The organism is Micromonospora parastrephiae, from assembly GCF_016802865.1.
Taxonomy (GTDB): Bacteria; Actinomycetota; Actinomycetes; order Mycobacteriales; family Micromonosporaceae; genus Micromonospora; species Micromonospora parastrephiae.
Genome location: NZ_JAEVHM010000246.1, coordinates 1 through 6,483 on the forward strand (window position 1 = coordinate 1; position 6,483 = coordinate 6,483).

Annotated in this window: 5 protein-coding genes and 2 pseudogenes; 2 read left to right on the top strand and 5 right to left on the bottom strand. The window is 74.1% G+C overall.

The window, feature by feature from the left end; genetic code table 11:
* From JNW91_RS32775 to JNW91_RS28330, 5 genes and pseudogenes are all read right to left on the bottom strand, one after another.
* Positions 1–415: pseudogene (locus JNW91_RS32775) on the bottom strand (hypothetical protein); the annotation flags it as partial.
* A gap of 228 nt (positions 416–643) precedes the next feature.
* Complete coding sequence (locus JNW91_RS28315) at positions 644–1,060, bottom strand: hypothetical protein (protein ID WP_203178525.1); 417 nt, start codon at positions 1,058–1,060, stop codon at positions 644–646.
* Positions 1,061–1,302: 242 nt separating this feature from the next.
* Positions 1,303–2,649 carry an FAD-dependent oxidoreductase gene (locus tag JNW91_RS28320; protein ID WP_203178526.1) on the bottom strand — a complete coding sequence of 449 codons (1,347 nt, stop codon included), beginning with the start codon at positions 2,647–2,649 and terminating at the stop codon, positions 1,303–1,305.
* A gap of 1 nt (position 2,650) precedes the next feature.
* A complete protein-coding gene (locus JNW91_RS28325) occupies positions 2,651–2,998 on the bottom strand; it encodes a TcmI family type II polyketide cyclase (RefSeq protein WP_203178527.1) in 348 nt (115 codons plus the stop codon).
* Between the two features lie 93 nt (positions 2,999–3,091).
* The gene (locus tag JNW91_RS28330) at positions 3,092–3,883 is read right to left on the bottom strand and encodes an AfsR/SARP family transcriptional regulator (protein WP_203178528.1); all 792 of its coding nucleotides are present in this window, start codon (positions 3,881–3,883) and stop codon (positions 3,092–3,094) included.
* A gap of 444 nt (positions 3,884–4,327) precedes the next feature.
* Here JNW91_RS28330 and JNW91_RS28335 point away from each other — a divergent pair.
* Together JNW91_RS28335 and JNW91_RS28340 are read left to right on the top strand one after the other, a co-directional pair.
* Positions 4,328–4,642: pseudogene (locus JNW91_RS28335) on the top strand (TcmI family type II polyketide cyclase); the annotation flags it as partial.
* A gap of 19 nt (positions 4,643–4,661) precedes the next feature.
* Positions 4,662–6,392: an acetyl-CoA carboxylase carboxyltransferase subunit alpha gene (locus tag JNW91_RS28340; protein ID WP_203178530.1), complete on the top strand. Its 1,731-nt coding sequence runs from the start codon at positions 4,662–4,664 to the stop codon at positions 6,390–6,392.
* The last annotated feature ends 91 nt before the right edge of the window (positions 6,393–6,483 follow it).

The following is a 6,483-nucleotide window of genomic DNA, read 5'->3' on the forward strand; positions in this document are numbered from 1 at the left end:
TCGTCGGCCGGGCCGGACGCGTCGGTCTGCGTGTCGCTGGGCACGGTGTCGGAGAGCGGACGTACCGGCGGGGTGGCCGTGGCGGCCGGCCGCACCGGGCCTGCTGCGGCCAGCTGGCCAGGCCGGGCGCGGCGCGCAGGCCGGCGGCCCGGATCAGGTCCCGCAGCGCCGGCTCGTCCAGCTCGCCGAGCTGGCCGTACGTGCGCACACCGGCGGCCTGAAGCGCCGCCGCCATCTTCGGCCCGATGCCCTGGATCCGACGGAAGTCGTCGGCCGGGCCGGACGCGTCGGTCTGCGTGTCGCTGGGCACGGTGTCGGAGAGCGGACGTACCGGCGGGGTGGCCGTGGCGGCCGGCCGCACCGGGGGCGTGGCCCGTACCGGCTCCGTGTCGGCGTCCGTCCCCTCGCCGTCCACCGGCGGGGGGCGTCGGGTCGACGGGCGTCACCTCGGCCGGAGTCACCGCGTCGGTGTCGGCCTCGCGCGGCGCGGCGTCCGGCTCGGCCGGCGGGGCCTCGGCGTGCGGGACGCCGGCCGGAGTCGCGTCGGCCGGGGTGGCGTCGGCAGGAGTCGCGTCGGCCGGGGTGGCGTCGGCTTGCGGGGCGTCGCTGGACGCGATGTCGTCCGCCGGCGGACGCGGAGCGATCACGGCCGCCGGTACGGGCTCCTCTGCCGTGACCGGCTCGGGGGTGGGCTGTCCGGCGGGCTCGGCGGTGTCGTACCGGTCGGCGCTGGGACGGGCGGCGGGGGCTCGGTCAGCGCCATGTCGGCGGGGTCGACGGTGGTCGGGGCGTCCGCCGGGGCGGGGGCCTCCGATGTGGTCACCGCGGCCGGCGCGCTGATCGTGTCCACCGGGGTCGGCTCGTCGGCGACCGCGTTCGGCGCCGGGTCGACGGTCGCCGTCGGGCGGGCCTCGTCGGTGACGGCCGCCGGCGTCGGGGTGGCGATGTCGGCCAGCCCGGCGACGGGATCACCGTCCACGATCGACCGACCCTGCCCGCTGCCCCGCCGGCCGCGCAGCAACCACCCGCCCGCCAAACCGAGCAACAGTGCCAATACCACTATCAGCGAGTGTCCGATAGACCACGCCACGGCGAACCTCCCTCTCACATCGTCGGAAAAGTCACGAGAAAAACTCGCCGCAGCTTCGCACATGCGTCATGACGACGACAGAGAGGACCGGTCGGTGCCGGCACGGGTGCGACGGTCACCGCGCCGCGTGCCCGACAAGTGACGCAGCGTCGCGTCGGGCATGAGGAAACCCGGGCCCGGCAGGGGAAGCCGGCCCGGGTCGGTGACGGCGATCAGTCCTGGTCGCCCTCGTAGGTGTGGAAGTCGTCGACGAACCGGCGGCGCAGCCGCGGCACCCGACTGGTCACCCCGAAGTAGCCGCGTGCCCCGAGCAGCGCGAGCCGACCCACCACCGGCCGGTACATCCGGTCCTCGCCGCTGGTGCCGCTGCGGTTCAGCGATTCGGTGACCCGCGCGAAGCCGTACGGCACCATCGCCGCCTCGTAGTCGGCCACCGCCTGCACCAGGGTCCTGTCGCCGGCGGCGGCGTGGACGAGTTGCTGACAGAGCAGCCGGGCGTCGCGCAGCGCGGTGTTCGCGCCGACCCCGCGCCCCGGCGTCATGGTGTGGATGGCATCGCCGAGGAGGGTGACGGTGCTGCTCTTCCAGGGCGGCACCGGTTCGGACGTGGTCACCTTGATCGGCAGGGCGCTGTCCGGGTCGCTCAGGCTCAACAGCTCCCGTAGGTGCGGATGCCAGTTTCCGGTGAGGTCCAGAGCGACGCGCTTGAGGTCCTCGCCGCGGCGTCGCATGACGTCGGCCGGGAACCGGCGGGCCGCACTCCAGATGATCAGGTTGATGTTGTCCGTGGTGGTGTCGTGAGCCAGGCCGGGCCAGGCCCGCAGCAGGGCGGCGTCGGCGTCGTCGACACCCGGCTTGATCGCCCGGGCGGCATCCCACCGGAACTCCATGACGTGCAGCACACCCATCGTCCCGCCGGCCCCGAAGATCAGCGAGATGCCCTGGCGGACCCGCTCCGGCACGAGATCGCGGGTGTGCCCGGTCAGCGGGATCCGGGTGGCGATGTTGATGGTGCCCGCGTCGCGGGTCACGGCGTGCGGCAGGTACTGGTGGCGTACCGCGGAGTGGGTGCCGTCGGCCGCCACCAGCAGGTTGCCGGTGGCGCTGGTGCCGTCGGCGAAGTGGGCGGTGACCGTGCCGTCGTCGCGCTGCTCGTACCGGATGAAGGTCTTGTCGAAGTGCACCACGTCGGTCAGGCCGGTCAGTAGGACCTGACGCAGCACCATCCGGGCCACCGAGTGCTCGGTGTGCTCCGGGTCGGCGTCCGGTCGCAACTCGAACGAGGCGGTCTGACGCAACCCCTGCGTGACGACGTTGAAGTAGCGCGGCGGTCGGGCGCAGGTGGCCAGGAAGGTGGCGAACAACTCCGGTGGAAGGCACTCGCGCAGCGCCCGGCTGCCGGTCGGGCCGATGCCCACCCGGTAGCCGAGCAGCCCCTCCGCGCGGTGACGGTGCCGTTCGTAGACGGCGACGCTGATTCCGGCGCGCCGCAGCCCGTGTGCCAGGCACAGGCCGCCGGTGCCGGCACCGATGATCAGGACGTGCGGCGCGCTGGACATGTCAGCCGGCCGGGTGCGCCGCGGGCGCGTCGGCGGCGTCCCACCGGTAGAAGCAGCCGGCGATCGCGTCGCGGGGGGAGCGCCAGGTCGGCAGGTACGGCGAGGTGTGCGCCGACAGCCGCTCGTTGACCTGCTGGAAGAGGGGGTGGTTGCGGGCGGCGGCGAGCGCGTCCGGGTCGACGTCCGAGGTCTCCATCAGGTGGATGTACAGGTCGTGCAGGCAGTACAGGGACCGGTGCGTGACGCCGGTCAGGCCGGGCAGTTCGGTGGCGTCGGATTCGGCGAAGATCTGCGCGACCCGCCCCTCCGCGCCCGGGATGATCCGGCTGACGATCAGTAGACGACTCATGGGACCCCTTCCGCCGGTGGCTCACCCGATCCGCGGGACCGGCGGCCACGTGCTCTGTGCGCCCACCGTGCCGCAGCGTCTGTCACGTCACCGTCACGTGCGTCGACCGGCCGGTGACGGACGGTCGACCGGCTCCCGGGTGGCCTGGCGGATCGGGGCGAGGGTGTCGTCGAGCAGGGCGCTCATCGCCGGGCTGGGCTCCAGGCGCAACTCCCGGCGCAGCAGGTCGCGGTAGACGTAGAAGGCGTGCACGGCCTCGAAGGCGTTGCCCTCGGCGAGGTGGATGCGCACCACCAGCCGGTGCGGGGTCTCGCGCAACGGCTCGGCCGCCATGGCCTCCAGCGCCGCGTCCAGCGCCTCGCCGTGCCGGCCCGCGGCGAGATGCTGCCCGGCGACCTGCTCCAGCATGTGCAGGCGCAGCTGGCGCAGCCGCTCCCGGTCGAGCAGCACCCAGTCGTCGTACCAGCCGGGCAGCAGATCGTGTCGTCCGGCGGCGATGGCCCGGGCGGTGCACGGGTCGTCGCCGGCGCGGACCCGGGCCGCCGTGCCGATCAGCTCGTCCACGTCGAGCCGGACGGCCGGGCCCAGGCGTACGGTGTCGCCGGCCACGGTGATCGGGCAGCACGGGTCCTGCCGCAGCCGCCACAGGGCGGTGCGCAGCGACGACAGGGCACGGTCCTCCGAGACGTCGGGCCAGAGCAGTCCGGCGAGTTGGCTGCGGGTGGCGCCGGGGCGCAGGCCGATCAGCGCGATCACCCGTTGCAGCCCGCGCGGCACCACGACCGGCGCGGCGCCGCGCAGCAGTCGGAAACCGCCGAGCAGGTGCAGCGAGACGCCGCCCTCGGGTGGATCTCCGGCGGTCGGCACGGACGGATCAGCGGCCACGGCGGCACCCCCTGCGGAACGCTCGTCCCGACTGTCTGCTGTGTCCCGGATCGGCTGCCTGTGACGCCACTGTCGACCTCACCAGCGGGGTGCGACCACGGCTCTGCGGGCGCGGCCCCGCCCGCCGGGGCCGCCGGGCTGACCACGGTGAAGATTATCAATAGCGGTCACATTGAGTCAACGGCTCGTGGACCTTCTATCAGTGACGGTCAACCGTGAAATCGCTTCTGAACTGCTGAAACTTCGAGCAGCCCGCGCGCCGTGGGGTGAGGTGGACACATAGCTGATACACAGGTTGCGTCAACGCAGCGTCACCAGACGGCGTCGTCGGTCGGGTCTCCCCGGTGACGCCGCCGTGACGAGGACTCCCGCATCGTGTCGGCAGTCGTCCAGCGTCCGGGGTCACCCGCCGCCGGCCCGGACGCCGTGGGGGGAGGCCCAGCCATGGACCGAACGCTGATCGTCGCGAAGGTGGTACCGACCGCCGAGGAGCGGGTCGCCGAGATCTTCGCCGAGTCGGACGCGACAGAGTTGCCGCGCCTGGTCGGCGTCCGGCACCGCTCGCTGTACCGGCTGCACGACCTCTACGTGCACCTGCTCGAAACCGACCAGCCGGCGCAGGGAGCGGTCGAGGCCGCCCGCGGTCACCCCGAGTTCGTCCGGGTCAGTGACCGGCTGCGGCCCTACGTCTCGCCGTACCTGCCGACGTGGCGCTCGCCGCGGGACGCGATGGCGCAGTGCTTCTACCGGTTCGACGCCGCCGACGCCGGGCGCCGTCGTGACGGCCACCGCGCCGCGCGAGGAGCAGCTCTGGTCACGCTGCGCCGGCTGCGCCAGCCTGCTCTACCGCAAACGGCTGCGACGCAACCTCGACGTCTGCCCGGAGTGCGGCGCACACGCCCGCCTCGGCGCCCCGGAACGCCTGCGCCAGCTCGTCGACCCGGGATCGCTGCGCCTGCTGCCCGACCGGCTGCCCGAGGTCGACCCGATCGACTTCGTCGACGTGCTGCCGTACCCGCACCGGCTCACCGCCGCGCGGGCCAGCACCGGGCTGTCCGAGGCGGTCGTCTGCGGCACCGCCACCATCGGCGGGCACCCGGCCGTGCTCGCGGTGATGGACTTCCGCTTCCTCGGCGGCAGCCTCGGCTGCGCCGTGGGGGAGCTGATCACCCAGGCGGCCGAACGGGCCCTGGACGACGGTGTCCCCCTCATCCTGGTCACCGCCTCCGGCGGGGCGCGGATGCAGGAGGGCGCCCTGTCGTTGATGCAGATGGCCACGGTCAGCCAGGCCATCGCCGCGCTGCGCGAGGCGGGTCTGCTCACCGTCAGCGTGCTCACCGACCCGACCTACGGCGGGGTGGCGGCGTCGTTCGCCACCAACACCGACCTGGTGCTCGCCGAGAGCGGCGCCCGGATGGGGTTCGCCGGCCCGCGAGTGATCCGACAGGTCACCGGCCGGGCGTTGCCGGAGGGCTTCCAGACCGCCGACTTCCTGCTGCGCCACGGCCAGGTCGACATGGTGGTGCAGCGCCGGTCGCTGCGGGGACGGCTCGTGGCGTTGCTCGCCGCGACCGGCTCCGGCCGCCCGCCTCGGTCCGCCGTACCCCGTCAGGAGCCGGCGCCGCGCCGCGAGCGCCTCGCCGACGACCGCGTCGTCGTGCCGCCGCCGGCGGCGGGTGAGCTCCCGGGGGAACGCGACGCGTGGGACACCGTACGGATGGCCCGCCACCCCGGGCGACCGACCACCCTGGACTACCTCGACTCGGTCTTCGACGGGTTCGTGGAACTGCACGGCGATCGACTTGGTGCGGACTGCCCGGCCGTCGTCGGAGGCGTGGCCCGGCTGGACGGGCGGCACGTGATGGTGATCGGCCACCAGAAGGGGCACACCACCGCCGAACTCGTCGCGCACAACTTCGGCATGGCCAGCCCCGCCGGTCACCGTAAGGCGCTGCGGTTGATGCGCCTGGCCGCCCGGCTCGGCCTGCCGGTGGTCACCCTCGTCGACACCCCCGGGGCCGACCCGGGGGTGAGCGCCGAGGAGCAGGGTCAGGCGGCGGCCATCGCGGAGAACATCCTCACGCTCACCGTGCTGCCCACCCCGGTGCTCGCGGTGATCACCGGTGAGGGCGGCAGCGGAGGCGCGTTGGCTCTCGCGGTCGCCGACCGGGTGCTGATGCTCGAGCACGCCGTCTACTCGGTGATCAGCCCGGAGGGCTGCGCGGCCATCCTCTGGCCGGACCGGTCCGCGGCGCCACAGGCCGCCCGTGCGCTGCGGCTGACCGCACCCGACCTGTGCCGACTCGGGGTGATCGACGAGGTCGTGCCGGAGCCGGCACCGGCCGCGCACGACGACCCCGCGGAGACGGCACGACGCCTGCGCGCGGCCCTGCTGACGAACCTGTTGCCGCTGCTGGACGTCCCGACCGCGACGCTGGTCCGCCGCCGTCGGCAGCGCTTCCGCCGGTTCGGCGCGGCGCGCGGCTTCTCCCGGGCCGGTGCCCGGTGACCGCCGCGGCCGCCAGCGACCAGGCGGTGTCGACGAACGGGCACGGCGGGACGCGGCTCGACGCGCCGGACGGACACCGGCCCGACGAGAC